The organism is Aureimonas sp. ME7 (assembly GCF_903970965.1).
Taxonomy (GTDB): Bacteria; Pseudomonadota; Alphaproteobacteria; order Rhizobiales; family Rhizobiaceae; genus Aureimonas.
The window spans coordinates 194,971-213,706 of record NZ_CAJCKW010000002.1 but is presented as its reverse complement, the minus strand read 5'-3'; the positions used below and the strand labels follow the sequence as shown (position 1 = coordinate 213,706).

At 66.2% G+C, this 18,736-nt stretch carries 19 protein-coding genes; 6 read left to right on the top strand and 13 right to left on the bottom strand.

The annotated features are described in order from the left end of the window. The first annotated feature begins 21 nt into the window (after positions 1-21). Positions 22-1,800 (top strand): acyl-CoA dehydrogenase, encoded by a 1,779-nt coding sequence (locus tag H7A85_RS04455; RefSeq protein WP_182084693.1) that lies wholly within the window; start codon positions 22-24, stop codon positions 1,798-1,800. A gap of 14 nt (positions 1,801-1,814) precedes the next feature. After that, positions 1,815-2,555, top strand: coding sequence for a crotonase/enoyl-CoA hydratase family protein (locus tag H7A85_RS04450; protein WP_182084692.1), 741 nt, complete (start codon positions 1,815-1,817; stop codon positions 2,553-2,555). Here H7A85_RS04450 and H7A85_RS04445 read toward each other — a convergent pair. From H7A85_RS04445 to aroC, 7 genes are all read right to left on the bottom strand, one after another. Beyond that, the gene (locus H7A85_RS04445; RefSeq protein WP_182084691.1) at positions 2,539-3,171 is read right to left on the bottom strand and encodes a DedA family protein; all 633 of its coding nucleotides are present in this window, start codon (positions 3,169-3,171) and stop codon (positions 2,539-2,541) included. The two genes, H7A85_RS04450 and H7A85_RS04445, sit on opposite strands and share 17 nt — an antisense overlap. An 8-nt stretch (positions 3,172-3,179) precedes the next feature. Continuing rightward, a complete protein-coding gene (locus H7A85_RS04440) occupies positions 3,180-4,403 on the bottom strand; it encodes a class I SAM-dependent RNA methyltransferase (RefSeq protein WP_182084690.1) in 1,224 nt (407 codons plus the stop codon). After that, positions 4,400-5,146 (bottom strand): TlyA family RNA methyltransferase, encoded by a 747-nt coding sequence (locus H7A85_RS04435; RefSeq protein ID WP_182084689.1) that lies wholly within the window; start codon positions 5,144-5,146, stop codon positions 4,400-4,402. Before H7A85_RS04435 ends, H7A85_RS04440 begins: the two co-directional genes overlap by 4 nt. Positions 5,147-5,162: 16 nt before the next feature. Then, the gene (gene dxs / locus H7A85_RS04430; protein WP_182084688.1) at positions 5,163-7,079 is read right to left on the bottom strand and encodes a 1-deoxy-D-xylulose-5-phosphate synthase; all 1,917 of its coding nucleotides are present in this window, start codon (positions 7,077-7,079) and stop codon (positions 5,163-5,165) included. Between the two features lie 125 nt (positions 7,080-7,204). Next, entirely contained in the window at positions 7,205-7,474 is a 270-nt protein-coding gene (locus H7A85_RS04425) for an exodeoxyribonuclease VII small subunit (protein ID WP_182084687.1), read from the bottom strand. Between the two features lie 23 nt (positions 7,475-7,497). Further along, entirely contained in the window at positions 7,498-8,421 is a 924-nt protein-coding gene (locus tag H7A85_RS04420) for a histone deacetylase family protein (RefSeq protein ID WP_182084686.1), read from the bottom strand. A gap of 67 nt (positions 8,422-8,488) precedes the next feature. Next, positions 8,489-9,580 carry a chorismate synthase gene (gene aroC, locus H7A85_RS04415; RefSeq protein ID WP_182084685.1) on the bottom strand — a complete coding sequence of 364 codons (1,092 nt, stop codon included), beginning with the start codon at positions 9,578-9,580 and terminating at the stop codon, positions 8,489-8,491. Between the two features lie 188 nt (positions 9,581-9,768). On the opposite strand from aroC, the gene H7A85_RS04410 reads away from it, so the two are divergent. Further along, positions 9,769-10,002 carry a DUF1344 domain-containing protein gene (locus H7A85_RS04410; RefSeq protein WP_182084684.1) on the top strand — a complete coding sequence of 78 codons (234 nt, stop codon included), beginning with the start codon at positions 9,769-9,771 and terminating at the stop codon, positions 10,000-10,002. Here the strand turns inward: H7A85_RS04410 and H7A85_RS04405 are convergent. From H7A85_RS04405 to H7A85_RS04390, 4 genes are all read right to left on the bottom strand, one after another. Then, on the bottom strand, positions 9,999-10,595 hold the full coding sequence (locus tag H7A85_RS04405) for a histidine phosphatase family protein (protein ID WP_182084683.1): 597 nt from the start codon (positions 10,593-10,595) through the stop codon (positions 9,999-10,001). The two genes, H7A85_RS04410 and H7A85_RS04405, sit on opposite strands and share 4 nt — an antisense overlap. Before the next feature lie 13 nt (positions 10,596-10,608). Further along, positions 10,609-11,427, bottom strand: coding sequence for an enoyl-ACP reductase FabI (gene fabI / locus H7A85_RS04400; protein ID WP_182084682.1), 819 nt, complete (start codon positions 11,425-11,427; stop codon positions 10,609-10,611). Between the two features lie 108 nt (positions 11,428-11,535). Continuing rightward, positions 11,536-12,471, bottom strand: coding sequence for a DnaJ C-terminal domain-containing protein (locus H7A85_RS04395; RefSeq protein WP_182084681.1), 936 nt, complete (start codon positions 12,469-12,471; stop codon positions 11,536-11,538). A 134-nt stretch (positions 12,472-12,605) separates the two neighbouring features. Further along, a complete protein-coding gene (locus H7A85_RS04390) occupies positions 12,606-13,028 on the bottom strand; it encodes an RT0821/Lpp0805 family surface protein (protein WP_182084680.1) in 423 nt (140 codons plus the stop codon). Positions 13,029-13,122: 94 nt separating this feature from the next. On the opposite strand from H7A85_RS04390, the gene pdxH reads away from it, so the two are divergent. After that, the gene (pdxH, locus tag H7A85_RS04385; RefSeq protein WP_244630991.1) at positions 13,123-13,722 is read left to right on the top strand and encodes a pyridoxamine 5'-phosphate oxidase; all 600 of its coding nucleotides are present in this window, start codon (positions 13,123-13,125) and stop codon (positions 13,720-13,722) included. A 16-nt stretch (positions 13,723-13,738) separates the two neighbouring features. Here pdxH and tldD read toward each other — a convergent pair whose 3' ends face one another. Both tldD and H7A85_RS04375 read right to left on the bottom strand, forming a co-directional pair. Then, positions 13,739-15,154: a metalloprotease TldD gene (gene tldD, locus H7A85_RS04380; protein WP_182084678.1), complete on the bottom strand. Its 1,416-nt coding sequence runs from the start codon at positions 15,152-15,154 to the stop codon at positions 13,739-13,741. 83 nt (positions 15,155-15,237) lie between these two features. After that, the gene (locus H7A85_RS04375; RefSeq protein ID WP_182084677.1) at positions 15,238-15,735 is read right to left on the bottom strand and encodes an invasion associated locus B family protein; all 498 of its coding nucleotides are present in this window, start codon (positions 15,733-15,735) and stop codon (positions 15,238-15,240) included. 340 nt (positions 15,736-16,075) lie between these two features. Between H7A85_RS04375 and coxB the strand changes: the two genes are divergently transcribed. Both coxB and ctaD read left to right on the top strand, forming a co-directional pair. Further along, positions 16,076-16,990: a cytochrome c oxidase subunit II gene (gene coxB / locus H7A85_RS04370; protein WP_244630989.1), complete on the top strand. Its 915-nt coding sequence runs from the start codon at positions 16,076-16,078 to the stop codon at positions 16,988-16,990. A gap of 22 nt (positions 16,991-17,012) precedes the next feature. After that, positions 17,013-18,611 (top strand): cytochrome c oxidase subunit I, encoded by a 1,599-nt coding sequence (gene ctaD / locus H7A85_RS04365; protein WP_182084675.1) that lies wholly within the window; start codon positions 17,013-17,015, stop codon positions 18,609-18,611. The last annotated feature ends 125 nt before the right edge of the window (positions 18,612-18,736 follow it).

The following is an 18,736-nucleotide window of genomic DNA, read 5'->3' as shown; positions in this document are numbered from 1 at the left end:
AATGGTCGTGGAGGTGAGGACATGTACCGGGCGCCTGTCGAGGAAATCAGCTTCACGCTGAAGCATGTCGCTGGTCTGGAAGCCGCGATCCACGACGGGCTCGGCGGCGAACTGACGGCGGACCTTCTGGACGCGATCCTCTCCGAAGCCGGGCGCTTCGCCGACGCGGAAGTCGCGCCCTTGGCTCAAACGGGCGATCGGCAGGGGGCCGCGTGGCGGGACGGTCGCGTCACGATGCCGGACGGCTGGCGCGATCTTTATCACCGCTGGGTCGAGGGCGGGTGGAACGGGCTGACCGGGCCGGTCGCGCATGGTGGCCAAGGCCTACCGACCGCGCTGTCGGCAGCCGTCTACGAGATGTGGAACGGCGCGTCCATGGCCTTCGGCATCGGGCCGACCCTGACGCTCGGCGCGGTCGAGGCGCTGGAAACGCACGGGACGCCCGAGCTTCGCGCCCTCTATCTCGACAAGCTCGTTTCCGGCGAGTGGATGGGGACGATGAACCTTACCGAGCCGCAGGCGGGCTCCGACCTTTCCTCCCTGCGCACTCGGGCGGAGCGGCGGGACGACGGAACCTACCGCCTGTTCGGCTCGAAGATCTTCATCACCTATGGCGAGCACGATCTGACTGACAACATCGTCCATCTCGTTCTGGCGCGCCTTCCGGACGCGCCGGCGGGAGTGAAGGGCATTTCGCTGTTCCTGGTTCCCAAGCGCCTCGTTGCGCCGGATGGGACGCTCGGAGCCCGCAACGACGTGTTCTGCCATTCGATCGAGCACAAGCTCGGCATCCATGCTTCGCCGACCTGCACCATGGTGTTCGGCGACGGGGTGGGTGAAATGGACGAGGCCGGCGCAGTCGGCTGGCTGATCGGGGAAGAGAATCGCGGCCTCGCCTGCATGTTCACGATGATGAACTCGGCGCGCATCTATGTCGGCATCCAGGGTCTCGGCGTCGCGCAGGCGGCTTTTCAGAAGGCGCTGGATTTCGCCCGCGAGCGCCGGCAAGGGCGCTCGAAGACGGGACAGAGCGTCGAAATGGCGCCCATCGTCGAGCATGCGGACGTCGCCCGCATGCTGCTGACTATGAAATCCTTGGTCTCGTCGGCCCGCGCGATCGCCTATTCCTGCGGACATGCGCTGGATATGGCGAAGGTCGTGGAGGGTGCGGACGAGAAGCGCTTCTGGTCGGAGCGCGCCAGCCTTCTGACGCCGCTCGCCAAGTCGTTTCCGACCGATGTCGGCGTCGAGGTCGCCTCGCTCGGCATTCAGGTGCATGGCGGTATGGGTTTCGTCGAGGAAACGGGCGCGGCGCGTCTCCTGCGCGACGCGCGCATTGCCCCGATCTACGAAGGCACCAACGGCATCCAGGCGATCGACCTCGTCACGCGCAAGCTCCCGCTATCCGAGGGGAGAACGGTCGAGGCCTATATCGCCGAACTCGAGGCGATCGCGGAAGCACTGTCCGCCAGCAACCGACCCGGTTTCGCCGATACCGCAGAGCGACTGCGCGAAGCGCTGGGGGCCCTGCGCGAAGCGACACGTCAGCTTCTGGAATGGGTACGAGGTGGTGAGACCGATCGCGCACTCGCCGGCGCTACCGCGTATCAGCGCTTGTTCGCGCTGACCGCCGGCAATTGCTATCTGGTGAAGGGTGCGCTGGCAAACGAGGGCGACGCCGCCCGGGTCGCGCTGGCACGCTACATGGCGAATGGGCTTCTGCAGGAGGTTCACGCACTCGCCGCCGAGATCCGCGATGGCGGGGACAGCCTCGAATCGGCGCGTCAGGCCCTCGACTGAGAAGGAGGGGTTCGATGAGCCAACATATCCGCACGAGCATCGAGCACGGCGTTCTCACGATTCGGATCGACCGACCGGACAAGAAGAACGCGCTCGACCGCGCGATGTACGCGGCGCTCGCCGATGCGCTGCGGGCCGGCGAGGGGGACGCCTCGGTCGGCGCCATCGTGTTTCTCGGCGTGCCGGGCGCCTTCTCGTCGGGCAACGACATCGCCGACTTCGCCGCCTTCGCGAAGGGTGACGCGTCCATGGCGGAGCTCGAAGCCTTCCTCCATGCGCTCGCCGAAGCCGGCAAGCCGCTTCTCGCCGGGGTGGACGGGTTGGCGATCGGCATCGGCACGACGCTTCTTCTCCATTGCGATCTGGCGTTCGCAACGCCGCGATCGGTGTTTCGCACGCCGTTCGTCGATCTCGGCCTGGTGCCGGAAGCCGCTTCCAGCCTGCTGGCGCCCCGACTGATGGGACACAAGCGGACGTTTCAGCTTCTGGTGATGGGCGAGCCGCTGGATGCGGTAACGGCTCGCGAGTTCGGTATCGTCTCGCATGTCGTGGAGGACGCGGAGGCCGGCGCGACGGAAGCCGCGAGGCGCCTTGCCGCCAAACCCCGCGAGGCAGTCCGCCTGTCGCGCCAGTTGCTGCGCGCAGAGCCGGCAGAGGTGGTATCGCGCATCGAACTGGAAGCCCGACATTTTCTCGAGCGCCTGCATTCGGGCGAAGCTCAGGCGGCCTTTGCCGCTTTCATGCGGAAGGGTTGAGCGGGTCGTCGGCACCTTGCGCGGCCGCCTTCACACGGCGGCGAAACCCGAGGATCGTCAGCGTCGTCAGGGTCAGGAACACGACGGCGATCGCGACATAGGCCCGAGGGCTGCCGTGCAGATAGGTGTTGATTCGCTCGCCAAGGATGTACGAGCCGAACCCGTAGGCTCCAGACCAAAGGGCGGCCCCGGCGGCGTTGTAGAAAAGAAACCACCACCACGGGAAGCGAAGCGTTCCTGCCGCGAAGCCGCAGACCTGACGCAGGATCAGGATGAAGCGCGCAATTAACACGATTGGGGGGCCGACGCGCCGGAAGCGCGCCTCGACATATCGATACTTCTCTTCCGTCAGCCCGAAACGATGGCCGTAGCGCGATACGAAGCGACGGCCGTAGCGGTGACCCAGCCAGTAGCCGAGATTGTCGCCGAGCGTTCCCCCCGCCCAGGAGCAGAGAAACACGCCCCAAACGTTGAGCTGACCATGCCCGGCCATGATGCCGGCCGCGATCAGGATGCTTTCGCCGGGGAAGGGAAGGCCGGTCGATTCCAGGAAGATCGACAGGAAGATGATGCCGTAGCCGTATTGCTGCAGGAAGCCCGTGATCGTTTCCAGCATCGCCGCCTCTACCGCTCGAACAGGGCGACCGCTTCGACATGGTGCGACCATAGAAACTGGTCGACGGGCGTCACCGAACGCACCGCATAGCCGCCCTCGATCAGAATGCGGGCGTCACGCGCCAGCGTCGTCGGGTTGCACGATACCGCGGCAACGCGGCGGACGCTGGACTGCGCGAGTTCCCCGGCCTGCGCTTCGGCCCCGGCGCGCGGCGGGTCGAACAGGACGCCATCGAACCTGGAAAGCTCCTTGGCCGTCAAAGGGCGACGGAAAAGATCGCGGCGTTCGGCCGTGATCGGCTTGAGGCCCGGTACCCCGCGCTTGGCCGCATCAAGCGCGGCGAGTGCGCCCGCGTCGAATTCCACCGCATGGACGCTCCGCCGCTCCGCCAGCCGCAGCGAGAAGGCGCCAAAGCCACAGAACAAATCCGCGACCGGACCCCGGCTGTCAAAATGCGGCAGAGCCAGCCGCGCCATTGCGTCTTCGGCCGATGCCACGGCCTGCAGGAAGGCGCCGGGCGGAAATGGAACGGAGATCGACCCGGCGTCGATCCGCGGCGCCCGGTTCTCGATCAGCGTTTCCCCATCGACCGACAGTCGCGCCACCGCCCCGTCCGCCCAGGCTATCGCGGACTGGCGCAGGGCGGGGGTGATCTTGGCGGTCTGTTCGGCCGCGATGTCGAAGCCGCTCTCGGTCCGCGTCACCGTAAGCCGAAGCTCTCGGCTTCGATCGATCAGGATCTCGGCCAGCGCCTCGAAGCGGCGAAGACGTGAGGCGATCTCCGGCACGACCACGAGGCACGTCTTGATCGGGACGACCCGGTGGCTCAGCGCTTCGTGATAGCCGAACAGGATACGCGGACCGGCACGCACGGCGGTGAACACGGCCCGCCGGCGCGATTTCGGCGGGCAGGCGATCACCTCGCCGATCGACGGCTCCAACCCTTCGCGGCGGAACGCCTCGACCACGAGATCGCGCTTGAAGCTCGCATAGAACGGCTCGCTGGCATGCTGCAGTTCGCAGCCGCCGCAGCGCCCGAAATGCGGGCAGGGCGGCTCGCGCCGCTCCGGCGAAGGCGTTTCGATCGCGACGATCCGCGCGCGCTGCCCCTCGCGCTCGACATCGACGATCTCCCCCGGCAGCGAGAAGGGAACGAACACGGGTCCGCCGCCGGACTGCGCGATGCCGTCGCCCTTGGCGCCGAGCGCTCGGATCTGCAGTGTTTCGGTCATGTCTTTCGGCCCGCAAGCAGGAATTCGACGTTCCCGTCTCCGCCTTTGATCGGGGATGGATGCCAGCCGAGGCTGTGCCAGCCGGGCTGTGACCCAAACCAGCGCGACAGGTCGTCGGCGATATCGGGGCCGATGGCCGGATCGCGCAGAAGGCCGCCCTTCCCGATCGCCTCACGGCCGGCCTCGAACTGGGGCTTCACCAGGAGAACGGCATGCGACTCGGCTTGGGCCAGCGTCAGCGCGGGAGGCAACGCAAGCTTGAGCGAGATGAAGCTGACGTCGGAAACCACGAGATCGATTGCGGCGCCCGCGAGATCGGCTTCCGTCAGCGCTCGCGCATTCAAGCCCTCGATGTTGCGCACACGCGGGTCGGCGCGCAGCGACGGGTGCAGCTGGTCATGGCCCACATCCAGCGACACCACCGACGCTGCGCCGCGCTCCAAGAGCACCTGCGTGAACCCGCCTGTGGATGCACCGACATCGAGCGCTTGGCGGTCCCGGCAGTCGATCTCGAACGCATCGAGCCCGGCGATCAGCTTGAGCGCCGCGCGCGAGACGTAAGTCGACGCCGCGTCCTCGATCTCGATCCGTGCGGCGGGGTCGGTCGGCTGGCCGGGCTTCGTCGCGGCCACGCCATCGACGCGCACGCAGCCGCGCAGGATCGCATCGCGCGCCCGAGCTCGCGATTCCAGAAGGCCTCGGTCGGCAAGAAGGATATCCAATCGCGGACGCGCGGCGCTCATCGACGGACGGTGTGGCTCAAGCCCGCAGAACCCGCTGTGCCCGATCCCCGAGCGCGCGGAAGACGGTTTCCACGATCGCGGTCCGATCGAGACCGGCCGACTTGATCATAACCTCTGGTGCCGCATGCTCGACGAAGCGGTCCGGCATGGTCAGCGGGCGAACCTTGAGGCCGTGGTCGAGAAGGCCATGGCGGGCGAGATGCTCCAGCACCTGCGCCGCGAAGCCGCCGGACGCGCCCTCTTCGAGAAGCACGAGAACCTCGTGGTTCTGCGCCAGCCGACGGATGAGGTCGGTGTCGAGCGGTTTGGCGAAGCGAGCATCGGCCACGGTGGTGGACAGGCCGAAGCCCTCCAACTCTTCCGCCGCCGCGACCGCATCAGTGAGGCGCGAGCCGAAGGACAGGATAGCGACCTTGCCGCCTTCCCTCACGATGCGTCCCTTGCCGATCTCCAGCGCCTCGCCGCGCGCCGGCAGATCGACACCCGTGCCGTTGCCACGCGGGTAGCGGAAGGAGATCGGGCCGTCGTCGTAGAGCGCGGCGGTTCGCACCATGTGCCGAAGCTCGGCCTCGTCGGCCGCCGCCATGACGACCATGCCAGGCAGAGGGCACAGGAAGCCGGTGTCGAACGAGCCGGCATGGGTCGGCCCGTCGGCGCCAACGAAGCCGGCGCGGTCGATCGCAAAGCGCACGGGCAGGTGCTGGATCGCCACGTCGTGGACGATCTGGTCGTAGGCGCGCTGCAGGAAGGTCGAGTAGATCGCGACGAAGGGCTTGAAGCCTTCCGTGGCAAGGCCTGCCGCGAAGGTGACGGCGTGCTGTTCGGCGATGCCGACGTCGAAGGTGCGCTTCGGGAAGGCTTCACCGAAAAGATCGAGCCCCGTGCCGTCGGGCATGGCAGCGTTGATCGCCACGATCCGCTCGTCGTCATGCGCTTCCTGCACGAGCGTTTCGGCGAAGATCCGCGTGTAGCTCGGCGCGTTCGCCTTCGGCTTCGACTGCGTGCCGGTCACCACGTCGAACTTGGAGACGCCGTGATACTTGTCGGCGCTGGCTTCCGCCGGCGGGTATCCCTTGCCCTTCTTGGTGACGACGTGAACCAGCACCGGCCCGTGGCCGGTGTCGCGAACGTTCTTCAGGACGGGCAGAAGGTGATCGAGATCGTGCCCGTCGATCGGGCCGACATAGTAGAAGCCGAGCTCCTCGAAGAGCGTACCGCCGGTGAAGAAGCCGCGCGTGTACTCCTCCGTCTTGCGCGCGCCTTCGCGCACAAATTCGGGCAGTTTGTTGGTGACCGCCTTGGCGCGGTTGCGCAGCGTCCTGTAGGTCTTGCCGGACACGAGGCGGGCGAGATAGGCGCTCATCGCGCCCGTCGGCGGGGCGATCGACATGTCGTTGTCGTTGAGGATGACGATGAGGCGCGCGTCGAGCCCCCCCGCGTTGTTCATCGCCTCGTAGGCCATGCCGGCGCTGATCGCCCCGTCGCCGATCACCGCCACCACATGGTTGCGACGTCCTTCGAGATCGCTGGCGACGGCCATGCCGAGACCGGCCGAGATCGAGGTGGACGAGTGGCCCGCGCCGAAGGGGTCGTATTCGCTCTCCGTCCGCTTCGCGAAGCCCGACAGGCCGCCTTCCTGACGCACCGTGCGCATCGCCTCGCGCCGTCCGGTCAGAAGCTTGTGCGGATAGGCCTGATGCCCGACGTCCCAGATCAACCGGTCGCGCGGCGTATCGAACACGGCGTGGAGGGCCACCGTCAGTTCCACCACCCCGAGACCGGCGCCAAGATGGCCGCCCGTCTTCGACACGGCATCGATCAGATCCTGGCGAAGCTCGTCGGCCACCTGTTTCAGCTTGGCTTCCGGCAGGCGACGAAGATCCTCGGGCGAGGCGATTTCATCCAGAAGCGGCGTGGACAGAGGTTGGGACAAGAGCATCTCCTGATGCGGCGCAGGCGGGCGAGCATCGCATGCTCTGAAGGTCGTGTTTCTTAGACCGGTTTCAAGCCGAGTTGTCCACCGCGCGGCCCTTCGAGGCCTTGAGGCTTGGCCTCGCGTCAGGCGGGATCGAGCGGCTCGACGTCGGTCGGCTTGCCGGCGCGCGAGAGCTTGATCTTCTCGACCTTGTCCTCGGCGGCGGACAGGAGGCGGTCGCAGTGGGACTTCAACTTCTCGCCCCGCTCGTAGATGCGGATCGAATGCTCCAGCGGCACATCGCCGCGTTCGAGATCGGAGACAATTCGCTCCAAGGCCGCCAGCGCTTCCTCGAAGCTCATGCGGCGAATGTCGCCGTCATCGGCGGGAATGGTGGCGGTGGTATCGGACATAGACGAACCTTGTCTGGTGGAAATCAGCCGATCATCAGCCTTTGAACATGGGCCGCGACCGACTGCTGCAAACCCTTCAGGTCGTATCCGCCTTCCAGGATGCTGACGAGTCGATTTCCGGCAAAGCGCCCCGCGACCTCCAGGAGTTGTCCGGTGGCCCAGTCGAAATCCGCCTCGATCAGATTGAGGCCGGCCAGCGGATCGCGATGGTGAGCGTCGAATCCGGCGGAAATGATGACGAGGTCCGGCGCGAAGGCATGAAGCGCCGGCATAACCTTGGCGGAGAAGGCCTCGCGAAACTCGTCCGTGCCGTCGCCTTCGCGCAAGGGGACGTTGACGATGTTGCCGGCGCCGGTCTCCTCCGGCGCGCCCGTGCCTGGATACAGCGGCCATTGGTGCGTCGAAACGTAGAGAACCGACGGATCGGACCAGAAGATGTCCTGCGTCCCGTTTCCGTGGTGGACATCCCAGTCCACGATCGCGACGCGCTCCAGCCCATGAACGGCCTGCGCATGCCGCGCAGCGACGGCCGCCTGATTGAACAGGCAGAAGCCCATGGCGGTTTCCCGCTCGGCGTGGTGGCCGGGGGGACGTGCGGCGACGAAGACGTTTGCCGCCTCGCCGGACACGACATCGTCGACGCCCGCGCAGGCGGCGCCGACCCCATGCAGCGCGGCGGTAAAGCTCTTCGGGCTGATCACCGTGTCGCCGTCGATGCGCACGAGGCCTTCCGTCGGCGTGGCGCGGGCGATCTTGGCGACGTGCCCCACCGAATGGCAGCGATAGATCGCCTCCAACTGGCCTTCGGGCGCCAGGGCGCGATCGAGATCCTGGAAGGGCTCGGCCTCCAGCGCCGCAGCGACGGCCGCCATGCGCTCGGGTCGCTCGGGGTGGCCGGGTCCGGTCAGGTGTTCGGCGAAGATCGGGTGGTTGTAGAGACGCGTCATGGGGCGGCTACGTCTCCGAAGGAGATGGGAACGGACAGGACTTCAACGCGGCGCGAGCGCCGCCGGTTCAACGACCGGTCTGGCCACGATGCCGGAGAAAGTGATCCGCGATGGCGCAGGCGACCATGGCTTCGCCGATCGGCACCGCGCGAATGCCGACGCACGGGTCGTGGCGCCCCTTGGTCATCACCTCGACCTCGTGTCCGTCCGCGTCGATCGAGCGGCGGGGCGTGAGGATGGAGGAGGTCGGCTTCACCGCGAAGCGCGCGACGATCGGCTGGCCGGTCGCAATGCCGCCGAGAACGCCGCCGGCATGATTCGAGAGGTATTGGGGCTGCCCATCCACGCCGATGCGGATCTCGTCGGCATTCTCCTCGCCCGACAGCCGGGCGCTCTCGAAGCCGTCGCCGATCTCGACGCCCTTGACCGCGTTGATCGACATCAGGCCGGCGGCGATATCGGCGTCGAGCTTGCCGTAGAGCGGGGCGCCGAGACCGGCGGGAACGCCTTCGGCCACGATCTCGACCACGGCTCCGATGGAGGAGCCGCGCTTGCGAACCGCGTCGAGAAGCTCGGCCCAGCGGTCCACCGTCCCGGCGTCCGGGCAGAAGAACGGGTTGCGCCGGGTCTCGTCCCAGTCGAAACGGGCGCGATCGATCGCGATGTCGCCGATCTGGACCAGCGCGCCGCGTACCGTCATGCCCGGCACGACGAGCCGGGCGATGCCGCCGGCCGCCACGCGCGTCGCGGTTTCGCGCGCCGACGAGCGTCCCCCGCCGCGATAGTCGCGGATGCCGTATTTTGTGTCGTAGGCGATGTCGGCGTGGCCGGGCCGGTAGCGCCGGGCGATCTCGGAATAGTCCTTGGAGCGCTGGTCGACGTTCTGGATTTCGAGGGCGATCGGCGTTCCGGTGGCGATCAGTTCCCCCTCCGCCTCGCCCGGCATGGTGCCGGACAGAACGCGGACCTGATCGGGCTCCTGGCGTTGCGTCGTATATCGCGACTGGCCGGGCCGGCGCTCGTCCAGCCAGCGTTGGAGTTCGGCCTCCGAAAAGCGAAGGCCCGGCGGCGTGCCGTCCACGACGCAGCCGATCGCCGGCCCATGGCTTTCGCCCCAGGTGGTGACGCGGAAGAGATGGCCGAAACTGTTGTGCGACATGCCGAGATTTCCGATCCGGTGTGAGCGGGGAGACGCCGATCACGCTGCTTCGGGTGATGCGATGAAATCGACAACCGGGCAAGCGCCCCGGCGCTCGAAAAAACCATAATCGTTCGAGAACCTCGGCTCCGGCGACTCGACGGACTGACGGGTCGTGCCGTTCGCTCGAGCCTTCCGGACGAGACCTCATGACAAGACGCGTCGTCGCTTTCTTCGCCTGCTCGTTCCTGTCCGTTTCGGCGAGCTACCCGGCTCTCGCCAGGGAAGCCGACGGGATGATCGAAGAGATCGACCCGGAAGACGCGTCGATGCGTCTCGCGGACGGTAGCACTTATCTCCTGCCGGCGGACTTCGACTACGGCGTCGTCAGGCCGGGCATGCAGGCCGTCGTCGTCTACGAGCTCGTCGGCCAGCCGGCCTAGACCCAGGCGATCACGCCGTCCTGGATACGCAGGATACGATCCTGCGGAATGTCGATATGCGAGGCGTCGTGCGGCGTGTATCCGCCGAACACCTGCAGAAAGGTGCGCGTGATGCCGCCATGGGCCACCACGACGGCCGGCGTCGTCAACTCGCGGAACACGGGCGCGACGCGCTCGGCGAGGCTGGCGTAGGTTTCGGCACCGACGCCGGGGGGGCGGAAGTTCCACTTGTCCCGTTCGCGCGCGTCCGCTTCGGTCGGCGAGCGCTCGCGAAGCTGGCGGACGGTGAAGCCCTGCCAATCGCCGAAATGGATTTCCTTCAAGCGCTCGTCCGCTTCGAAGCCCTCGGGATCGAGGCCGATCTCCTGCCGGATGATGCGCATCGTATCCGCCGCGCGCTGCATCGGGCTGGACACGAAGCGGAACCCATCCGCTCCGGCGCCCAGCACATTGCGAAGATACCGACCGTTGCGCTTGGCCTGCGCAAGCCCGACCCGGTTCAACGGAATGTCGCTTTGCCCCTGAAGGCGCCCGGCGGCGTTCCAGTCGGTCTGCCCGTGCCGGCAAAGGTAGATCAGCGGAAGAGGGGACATGCGGTGGGCCGGATCAGTCCTTGACGACGGAAATGTCCGGCGCGTCCACCGCCTTCATGCCGACGACGTGATAGCCGGAATCGGCGTGATGCACCTCGCCGGTGACCGAGCGCGAAAGATCGGACAGGAGGTAGAGGCCGACGTCGCCGACTTCCTCGATCGTCACCGTGCGGCGGAGCGGCGCGTTGTACTCGTTCCACTTGAGGATATAGCGGAAGTCGCCGATGCCGGACGCCGCGAGCGTCTTGATCGGCCCGGCGGAGATCGCGTTGACACGGATGTTCTTCGGGCCGAGATCGACCGCCAGATACTTGACGCTTGCCTCCAGCGCGGCCTTGGCGACGCCCATGACGTTGTAGTTCGGCATGACCTTCTCGGCGCCGTAGTAGGTCAGCGTCAGCATCGAGCCGCCGTCCGTCATCAGCTTCTCGGCGCGCTGGGCGACAGCCGTGAAGGAGTAGACGGAGATCAGCATCGTGTTGGTGAAATTGGCCTGGCTGGTATCCACGTAGCGCCCGGTCAGCTCGTCCTTGTCGGAAAAGCCGATGGCGTGAACGAGGAAGTCGAGCTTGCCCCACTTCTCCTCGATCGCGGCGAAGCAGGCGTCGATCGAGGCGGCATCGCCCACGTCGCAATGGCCGCACACGAAGGCGCCGAGTTCGGCCGCCAGTGGCTCGACGCGCTTGCGCAGGGCATCACCCTGGTAGGTCAGCGCGATTTCCGCCCCTTGCGCGGCGAGGGCCTTGGCGATTCCGAACGCGATGGACCGGTTGTTGGCGACGCCCAGGATGAGGCCCCGCTTGCCCTTCATCAGGCCGACCGAATCCACCATGGTCGAACTCCTTCCACTCGTTTCGCAAACTGCCGTAGGGCCGGCGGTATGGCATAGCCGCTTACCGCCAGCAAGGTTGCCGAACCTTTTGTGCTTAGCCGGAGCCTGTCAGCCCGCAGCGTCGCGGCGCGTTTGAAGAAGCGCGACGAGTTCGGCATCGGGCTCCGCCGGCAATGCGATGGCGAGCGTGACGAGGATATCGCCGCGCGCGCCATCCTTGCGCGTCAGCCCCTTGCCCTTCAACCTCAGGGTGCGACCGGAGTTCGTCCAGGGCAAAATTTTGGTGGCGACGCGCCCGTCCAGCGTCTCGATGGTGATCCGCCCGCCGAGCACAGCGGTTTCGAGATCCACCGCCTGATCGAGGAGAAGATCCCGATCCTCGACGATGAAGCGGGGATGGTCCGCGAACGAGATGGTGACGAGCGCATCGCCCGCCGGTCCGCCGTTGAACACCGCCGGCTGGCCCTGACCGCGCAGGCGGATCACCTGACCGTCCTCGACGCCTTCCGGCAGGCGGATGGCCAGACGCTTGCCGTTCGGAAAGATCGCCTCGACCTTTTCGTCGGACACGACGTCTTCGAGCCGAACCTTCAGCGTGGCGTTGATGTCGTCGCCCTTGGAGGGCGTGTTGCGCGCCGCCGTGAACCCGGAGCGTGCGTTGCGCCGGCCACCGAACGCCTGTTCGAAGAAGTCGCTGAACGTGCTTTCGGAGCCCGAGAAATCGCCGCCGCCGCTCCGGAAGTCGAAGCCGGCCGAGCCGCCTGCCGATTCGCCGAACGGGTTGCCGCCGGAAGCGTATCCCGAGAAGCCCTGGAATTTCGGCTTGCCTTCGCCGTCGATCTCGCCGCGATCGAACTGCGCGCGCTTGTCCTTGTCGCCGAGGATCTCGTAGGCTTGGTTGGCCTCGTTGAAGCGCGTTCTTGCCGTCGGATCCTCGCCCGTCGCGTCCGGGTGATACTTCTTGGCCAGCTTGCGGAAGGCGGACTTGATCTCCGCCTCGCTGGCGGTCTTGGCCACGCCGAGAACGGTGTAGGGGTCACGCATACGGGCTTTGTTTCCTGGTGGTCGAGCTCAAGATCTCCCGCTTAAGGCATCGGGAATCGCCGTCAAGACAAGCGACGAATGTCCATATGGCGAGGCCTGGGGCGAAATTGAAGCCGTGCCCGGTCGTGCGCGCATCAGCGCCCCTCGGAAAACCGCGTCAAGGTCCATTCCCCCTGACCCTTGGTGCAAGCCTCGCCCGCATAAAGGACGATCCCGTCGAACCGCTGGCGGGATGTCGTGAACGTGCGGCAGATCTGATCGCCCGCCTTGGTCTCACGGATTGCGGTGATCGTCCCCGTCGCACCCGTGTCGGAGTTCGCCCAGGCGAGCGGGGCCGATTCGTCGCCTTCCAGACGGGCGGCCGATACCGCGTTGCGCACGGTGCGGCTGTCGGACAGGGTTTCGGCGGCGACCGCCGGGTCGGTTCGCGGAATGGAGGCCGTCGTCAGGCTCTTGTCGACCGCAACTTCCTCCAACGCGCTGCCGTTGATCACGGTGCAGCCGGACAGGCAGGCGGCCGCGATGGCAAGAAGGAGAAAGGGCGTGCCTGCGAGCATCGAACTCTCGGTCTTTGCCACCGGCGCGGCCTGACGTAGGAACCGGTGGACCATCATTCGCAAATTGGACCCAAGAATGAACAATTCGACCTTAATGTTCGGTGAAGGCGGTCTGCCGGAAGACCCCTACGAGGCGCTGGCGATCTGGCTTCGCGAAGCCGAGGAAACCGAGATCAACGACCCGACCGCGATGGCTGTCGCCAGTGTCGACGAAGATGGGCTTCCCGATGTCCGGATGGTCCTCCTGAAAGGATACGACGAGCGGGGTCTCGTCTTCTACACCAATTTCCAAAGCCGGAAAGGGGAGGAGATCCTCGGTCAGCGCAAGGCTGCACTTTGCATGCATTGGAAGAGCCGGCGGCGCCAGTTCCGAGCGCGCGGCTCAGTGGAGGTCGTGACGGAGGCGGAGGCGGACGCCTATTTCGAGGGTCGTCCACACGGCAGCCGAATCGGGGCCTGGGCATCGGACCAGAGCCGGCCGCTGGAAAGCCGCTCTGTTCTGGAAGAGCGCGTTGCCGATGTGGAAGCGCGCTTCGGGGAGGCCGTTCCGCGTCCGCCCCACTGGTCGGGCTTTCGCATCATGCCAACGGAAATCGAGTTCTGGCAGGACGGCGAGTTCCGCCTGCACGACCGATTCCGCTTCACGCGTCCGCCGGGTGGCGCTGGTTGGGACATCCAGCGCCTGTATCCCTGAACACGGCTCGGCGGGATCAGGTCTCCGTTCCGCCGACCGTGATCTGGTCCATGCGCAGGTGGGGCTGGCCGACGCCGACCGGCACCCACTGTCCGGCCTTGCCGCAATTGCCGATGCCCCGGTCGAGCGAGGTGTCGTTGCCGACCATGGAGACGCGGTGCATCGCGTCCGGTCCGTTGCCGATGAGCATCGCACCCTTGACCGGTTCGGCGACCCGGCCGTCCCTGATGCGATAGGCCTCGGTGCAGCCGAACACGAACTTGCCCGAGGTGATGTCCACTTGCCCGCCGCCGAAGGAAACGGCGTAGATCCCGTCCGTCACCGAGGCGATGATCTCGTCCGGCGTATGGGGGCCGTTCAGCATCATCGTGTTGGTCATGCGCGGCATCGGCGCATAGGCGTAAGACTGACGCCGACCGTTGCCGGTCGGCTCCATGCCCATCAGGCGGGCGTTCTGCCGATCCTGCATGTAGTTCACGAGCTTGCCGTCCTCGATCAGGACGGTGCGGTTGGTCGGCGTTCCCTCGTCGTCCACCGAGATCGAGCCGCGCCGCTCCGAGATCGTACCGTCGTCGACGACCGTGACGCCTCGCGCGGCCACTTGGCTGCCGAGGAGCCCGGAAAAGGCCGAGGTCTTTTTCCGGTTGTAGTCGCCCTCGAGCCCGTGCCCCACCGCCTCGTGCAGCATCACACCCGGCCAGCCGGACCCAAGCACAACGTCGAACGTCCCCGCGGGGGCCGGCACGGCTTCGAGGTTGAGGCGTGCCTGGCGCAGCGCCTCGTCCGCGATACCCTGCCACCCTTCGGTGGCGATCAGCGGGTCAAACGCGTATCGGCCGCCCGCGCCATGGCTGCCCGTTTCCTGCCGATCGCCGCTTCCGGCGACCACCGAAACATTGAGCCGCACCATAGGCCGGACATCACGCACGAGTTGTCCGTCGGCCCTCAGAATCTCCACCACCTGCCATTGCGAAGCGAGCGACACGCTGACCTGGCGGACCGCGTCGTCCTTAGAGCGCAGGTATTCGTCGATACGCGTGAGAAGGCGAACCTTCTCCTCGAAGGAGGGGGACGGAATCGGGTTCTCGGCGGAATAGAACTGGCGGTTGGTTCCGCGCGGCGCCTGCGCCACCGTGCCGGAATGTCCCGATCGAACGGCGACAACCGAATCGGCCGCTCGCTTGAGCGCCGCGCCCGAAAGATCGCCGGCATGGGCAAAGCCGATCGCCTCACCCGCTACGCAACGAAGGCCGAATCCGCGATCGGTTGAAAAATCGCCTGCCTTCAGCCGCCCGTTGTCGAACAGGAGCGATTCGTGTTCGCGATATTCGAGGAAGAGTTCCCCGTCGTCGGCGCCTGCCAGGGTCTGCGACACGACCCCCTCGATCTCCGCCCGGGACAGGTCGAACAGTTCGATCAGGGAAGAGGTCATCGTCGCGCTCCGCTATGCCATGGGCTTCGCGCTGAGATAGGGGCTCGCACGAGCTCTGTCACGCCGAGAGGGGAGGGGGGCGATCAGGGGAGGGCGTCGAACCCCTCGCGGAAACCCTTGAGGTCGACCGGAATGCCAATTCCCTCTTCGGGCGTCTGGAAGACGATGAACGTGGCGGAGGTGCCGGTGGACAGCGTCTCGCGCAGCGTATCTTCCAGAATCACCTCGGCATAGCAGCCGTCCTCGAAGCAACGCACGAACTGGGCGCGGCCGATGTCCTTGCCGTCCACGTAGAGACCGAGCCCGTTGGGCAGAAGGATGCCGAGCGGGGCGAGCACCCGCAGAATCCGCGCCTTGCCGTCGGCCGTCTTGAGCGCCAGAACCGAAAGTCCAACCTCCGGCCGGTCCTCCGCGACGACGTTCTGAAGAAGCGCGCACTGCTCGCCCGCCGCGCCCGCCGGCTGGTCGCAGACGACCGCCCAGGCGCCGTGCTGAGATTTGACCGTCCCGGTCTGCGCGTCGGCCGCCGAGGGCAGGAGGGCGGCGAAGGCTGCAAGAGCCGCGAGGGGTGCTGACTTCATAGACTCTTTCCATGGGATCGGGCGGGCGCTTCACGTCCCGGCTGACGCGGCGGAGGTTAACGCATCGGCGGATGCGGCGTCGAGCCCGCTGCGCGCGACCGGCGGGACGGGTGCGCGCGGCCGGCAACAATCGCACTATGTCGCAAGCGCGCATGTCGCCCACTTGTTGCGAAGAAGGCCGTTTCGTGGTTGAAGCGCAGCGAGGTACCTGCACATTAGCGGCATTCGATTTTGCGGCCGAAGCGCCACGATCCGATCCTGTGATACGGTCCCGGACTGAGGGTTTATACCCTTTGCACGAGGGAGAGCATTCGTGAAGAGAACAGCCCTTGCAGCCGCGGTGCTGACCGGCTCGTCCGTGGTGGCAACCGCGCAGGAGGCGTTGCATCCGGGCCAGCCGCATCCCTGGCAGATCAACCTCCAGGAAGCGCTCTCTCCCATCGAAGAGCAGATCCACTGGTTCAGCGCCTATACGCTCTGGTTCCTGGTGCCGGTCGTCATTCTCGTGGCCGCGCTTCTCGCCTGGGTCGCGATCCGCTACCGCGAAGCGCGCAATCCGGTGCCCTCGCGCACCAGCCACAACACGGTGATCGAGATCATCTGGACGCTGGCGCCCGTTTTGATTCTTCTGTGCCTCGCGATCCCGTCCTTCCAGCTTCTTACCGCTCAGTACAATCCGCCGCGCGAGCCGGAGCTGACGGTGAAGGCGACCGGCTACCAGTGGTACTGGGGCTACGAGTACCAGCCGGAGCAGGCTGTCGCCGCCGCAGGTTCGGCCGCCGCCGGAACGGCTGCGAACCCGGCCGAGCCTGCCGCCGAGCCTTTGTCCTTCCTGTCCTATCCGATCACGGACGACGCGCGCGCAGCTGCCAACAAGGAAGATCGGGGCGTCTATCCCCGCCTCCTGGCGGTCGACAACGAGATGGTCGTTCCCGTGAACACCGTGATCCGCCTTCTGTCGACGGGCGGCGACGTGATCCATTCCTTTGCGATGCCTTCGCTGGGTGTGAAGGTCGATGCCGTGCCCGGGCGCATCAACGAATACTGGTTCGAGGCGACGCGCGAAGGCATCTTCTACGGCCAGTGCTCCGAGCTGTGCGGGCGCGATCACTACAACATGCCGATCGCGGTGCGCGTCGTCAGCCAGGAGCAGTTCGCCACTTGGCAGACCGCTGCGCGCGAGAACCTCGACAACGCCAATACCCAGCTGACCGCCGAGATCGCCGCTGCGAGCTCGGTCGTCGCCCAGCGCTGAACCCCTCGCAGGGAACATACCCATGGCTCACGCAGCTTCACACGACGCGCACCCGCATCATCCGACCGGTTGGGTTCGCTGGGTCAATTCGACCAACCACAAGGACATCGGGATCCTCTACCTCATCTTCGCGATCGTCGCGGGCCTGATCGGCGGCAGCCTTTCGGTCGCGATCCGTGCGGAGTTGCAGGAGCCGGGCCTTCAGATCTTCGGCAACCCGCAGATCTTCAACGTCTTCACCACCGCGCACGGTCTGGTGATGGTGTTCTTCATGGTCATGCCCGCCCTGATCGGCGGCTTCGGCAACTACTTCGTGCCGATCATGATCGGCGCGCCCGATACCGCGTTTCCGCGCGTCAACAACATCGCCTTCTGGCTCCTGCCGCCCTCGCTGCTCCTGCTCATCCTGTCTATGTTCGTGGAAGGCGCGCCGGGCGCCAACGGCGCAGGCACCGGCTGGACCCTGTATCCGCCGCTCTCGACGGCCGGCCATCCGGGACCTGCGGTGGATCTCGCGATCTTCGCACTGCACCTGTCCGGCGCCTCGTCGATCCTCGGCGCGATCAACATGATCACCACCATCCTCAACATGCGCGCTCCCGGCATGACGCTGCACAAGATGCCGCTCTTCGCCTGGTCGCAGCTGGTGACGGCCTTCCTGCTGCTCCTATCGCTGCCGGTTCTGGCCGGTGCCATCACGATGGTGCTGACCGACCGCAACTTCGGCACGACATTCTTCGCGCCGGAAGGCGGCGGCGATCCGATCCTCTACCAGCATCTGTTCTGGTTCTTCGGCCACCCCGAAGTCTACATCATGATCCTGCCGGCCTTCGGCATCGTCTCGCACATCATCTCGACCTTCTCGCGCAAGCCGGTGTTCGGTTATCTCGGCATGGCCTATGCCATGGTCGCGATCGGCGTGGTCGGCTTTGTGGTGTGGGCGCACCACATGTATACGACGGGCCTGTCGCTCAACACGCAGCGCTACTTCGTGTTCGCCACGATGGTGATCGCGGTGCCGACCGGCATCAAGATCTTCTCCTGGATCGCGACGATGTGGGGCGGCTCGCTCCGCTTCACGACGCCGATGCTCTGGTCGATCGGCTTCATCTTCCTGTTCACGGTCGGTGGCGTGACCGGCGTCAAGCTCGCCAACGCCGGCATGGACCGGGTGCTGCACGACACCTACTATGTCGTCGCCCACTTCCACTACGTGCTGTCGCTCGGCGCCGTCTTCGCGATCTTCGCCGGCTGGTACTACTGGTTCCCGAAGATGAGCGGCTACATGTACAACGAGACGCTCGGCAAGCTGCATTTCTGGGTCATGTTCGTGGGCGTGAACCTCGTGTTCTTCCCGCAGCATTTCCTCGGCGCCGCCGGCATGCCGCGCCGCTATGCGGACTACCCGGACGCCTTCGCTGGCTGGAACTTCGTGTCATCGATGGGATCCTACATCTCGGGCGTTTCGGTTCTTCTGTTCCTCTACATCGTCTGGGAAGCCTTCGCGAAGAAGCGCCTCGCTGGTGCCAACCCCTGGGGGCAGGGCGCGACGACGTTGGAATGGCAGCTGTCCTCGCCGCCGCCGTTCCATCAGTGGGAAGAGCTGCCGCGCATCCGCTGAGCGGACTTGGAAGGCACGACAAGCGATCCCGGCTCCCGCCGGGATCGATCGCATGAAGAAGCCGGCTTTCTCCGGCGATCCAGCGGTCGCCCTTAAGCGCCGCTGGAATTGGTGAAAGGCATGAC